The organism is Halomonas sp. (genome assembly GCF_031581305.1).
Classification (GTDB): domain Bacteria; phylum Pseudomonadota; class Gammaproteobacteria; order Pseudomonadales; family Halomonadaceae; genus Halomonas.
The window spans coordinates 1-3128 of sequence record NZ_JAVLBC010000092.1 but is presented as its reverse complement, the minus strand read 5'-3'; the positions used below and the strand labels follow the sequence as shown (position 1 = coordinate 3128).

Annotated in this window: 1 protein-coding gene and 1 pseudogene; both read right to left on the bottom strand. The window is 72.1% G+C overall.

Translation table 11 applies throughout. The features are described from left to right. A partial coding sequence (gene smc / locus RI841_RS09255; RefSeq protein WP_310705312.1) for a chromosome segregation protein SMC occupies positions 1–2814 on the bottom strand: 2814 nt, incomplete at its 3' end. A 4-nt stretch (positions 2815–2818) separates the two neighbouring features. Further along, positions 2819–3128, bottom strand: a pseudogene (locus RI841_RS09250) (c-type cytochrome biogenesis protein CcmI); the annotation flags it as partial.

Here is a 3128-nt window from a genome sequence, read left to right as displayed (position 1 = left end):
GAGGGAATCCGTCAGGCCCGTGGCATCATGGTTGAGCTCGGCGAGCTGCTCGTCCTGAGCCTCGGCCTTGAGGGAGAGGGCCTGGACCTGCATGCGTGACTCCTGAAGGCGCTCGCGGATGCCTTCGAGGTTGCGCTCGTGGCCCTGACGGGCCTGCTCGTCCTCGCGCAGCCGCTCGACCAGTTCCGCGGCCCGGGCACGGGTCTCGTTGAGCACCCGCTCCTCGCGCTCGCGACGGTCCAGCAGCTCGTCGAGCCGCTCGCGGCGCTCCTCATCGGGTTCATGGAGCCCTTCGCGCGCCTCCTCGAGCTCGGCACAGCGCAACGCGAGGCGCTCCCGCGCCTCGCCGGCGCGGCCCAGCTGTTCGGCCAGGCCGCTACGCTCGGTCGCGGCCCGCTCCTGCTCCAGGGCCAGGCGCTGGGCCTGCTCGGCCAGGGGGCGCTGCCGTGCCCGCAGCGAGGCCAGCGTCTCGCGGGTCTCGCGACGCTCCCTCTCGAGCCGTTCGCGGGTCTCGGCTCCCTCTTCCAGCCGCGCCATTGCCGCCTGCCACTGCTCGCGCGACTCCTCCAGGGCCAGGAGGGCCTCCTCGCGGGACTCGGCGAGGCCCTCGAGCTCCTCGACGAGTTCGGCGGCACGCCCCTCCAGATGTTCGAGTCGGCTGGCCAGCCCGCTCTCCTGCACGGCCAGCTGCTGGCACTGCTGCTCGAGCTCGCGCTCCTCGAGTCGTGCCCGCTCCAGGTCCAACTCGGCCTGCTCGACCCCCGCCGCGGCTTTCTCGAGATGACGCTCCTGGTCAGCGAGGCGGGTTTCCACGCCGGCCAGTTCATCGCGCACCTCCGCCTCGCGGCGACGGCTGACCAGCAAGGCATCCGGGCCGTTGCCGGCGCCACGATGGCGCGCCCAGCCGTTTCCCAGCCAGAGGCCGTCGGGCGTGATCAGGCTCTCGCCGACCCCCAGGCGTTCGCGGGCCGACCAGGCCACCTCACGATCCTCGACGCAGCGGATGCCGGCCAGCCACTGGCCAGCCGCACCGGCACCGCGCACCCGGGCCGCCAGGCTGTCGGCCGGGGCAGGCGATGCCTCGGCCTCGAGCAGGCCGAGTTCGGCAGCCGGCGGCGCGGCCAGGGCCTCGCAGGCGCCGGGTAGCGACACCAGTCGCGCCCGCAGCCATGGCGCCAGCACCCAGGAGACTGCTTCCTCCCAGCCGGACTCGACCTCGAGGGCCTCGCCGAGACGGAGGTGCTGATCCAGGCCATGCTCGGCCAGGTGCGCATCGAGCGCCTCGTCGTGATCGGCCAGGGCCGCCTGGATCAGCGCCTCCAGCGAGGCCAGCTCGCCCTGCAGGGTGCTGCGCCGCTGGCGGTCGACCTCGCGGGCCGCCTCGGCCTCCCTCACCTGCTCCCGGAAGGCGTCGCGGCTGGCCTGGTGCTCACCCCGGCGGGTCTCGAGCTCGGCCAGGCGTGCCTCGAGCTCGGCATGGCGTTCGGCCAGCTCTCGGCGCTGCTCACCCAGGCCGACGATGTCGGGGAGCTCATCGTGCTGCTGACGACGGCGACGCTCGTCGGCGGCCAAGCGCTCCAGTCGACCCTCCAGGTCACGCAGCCGGTCCTGGGCGCGCTCCGCCTCGCGGCTCTGTTCCTGCCAGCGCTCGCCGAAGCTCTCCCAGGCGGCGTCGGCCTCCTCGGCCCGGGGCTCGGCCTCCTCCAGGGCAGTCTCCAGCTCGGCGAGCTGCTCCGCGACCTCCTCCTGCTCGGGCCCCAGGGTCTCGAGGCGCTCCTCCAGGCGGGCCAGTCGCTCGCCGTCATCATCGCCAAGGCGGGCGAGCTCGCCGAGTTCGCGGCGCGCGGCCTCGAGGTCCCTAGCCAGCTGCTGGTCCCTGGCGCGGGTGTGCTCCAGGTCCTGCTCCAGGCGGGCGATGGCGGTGGTGGTCTCGAAGAAGCGCGATTGAAGGCCGTCGAGTTCGGAGGCCAAGCGATCATGCTCGGCACGGGCCTCCTCCAGGCGGCTCTCGGCCTGGCGCATGCCCAGCACTTCGCGTTCCACGGCGGTCTCGAACTCCCGGACGCGGGTCTCTTCCTCTGTCTGCCTGGCCCGCAGGGCGCGGCCGCGGAGCAGGGCCAGCTCGCCCTTGAGGCGATGCTCTTCCTGCTTGAGCGTCTGATAACGGCGCGCCGCCTCGGCCTGGCGCTTGAGCCGCTCGAGCTGCTTGTCGAGCTCCTCGCGGATATCCTCCAGGCGCTCCAGGTTCTCCTGGGTGCGCCTCATGCGGTTCTCGGTCTCCCGGCGACGCTCCTTGTACTTGGAGATGCCGGCGGCCTCCTCGAGGGTTGCGCGAAGCTCCTCGGGGCGTGCCTCGATCAGCCGCGAGATCATGCCCTGGCCGATGATGGCGTAGGAACGCGGCCCCAGCCCGGTACCCAGGAAGAGGTCGGCGATATCGCGCCGCCGGCACTTCTGGCCGTTGAAGAAGTAACTGGACTGGGCGTCGCGGGTAACCTGGCGCTTGACGGCGATCTCGGCGTACTGGGCATAGGCACCGCCCATGGTCCCGTCGCGGTTGTCGAAGAGCAGCTCGATGGAGGCGAGCCCCACCGGCTTGCGACCGGTGGAACCGTTGAAGATGACATCGGTCATCGACTCGCCGCGCAGGGTCTTGGCCGACGACTCCCCCATGACCCACCGCACGGCGTCGATGATGTTGGACTTGCCGCAGCCATTGGGGCCGACGATGGCGGTCATGTTGCCGTCGAAGGGGACGGTGACCGGATCGACGAAGGACTTGAAGCCCGCCAGGCGAATCGACGTCAGGCGCATGGACTTACTCGACGACCCGGTCGATCACCACCTCGACGGGCTCCCGGTCGGTGTCCCCGACCGTCACCCCCTCGAGGGTGCCGACGAGGTCGCCCGGCTGGGGGGTGGCCTGGCCGCTGCGGGAGACGCGCACCATCAGCCGCGCCTGGTCGACCTGGGAGATGCGGGCCATCGGCGCCATGGCGTCGGCGTCGTCCAGCACCACGGTCATCGGCAGGTCGGCGAGCCGCGCCCGCACCACGGCGAGCGGCGGCAGTTCCCCCGCGAGGTCGCGCGCCACCACGAAGACGGCGGTATCGGCCTCGAGCCGGCCG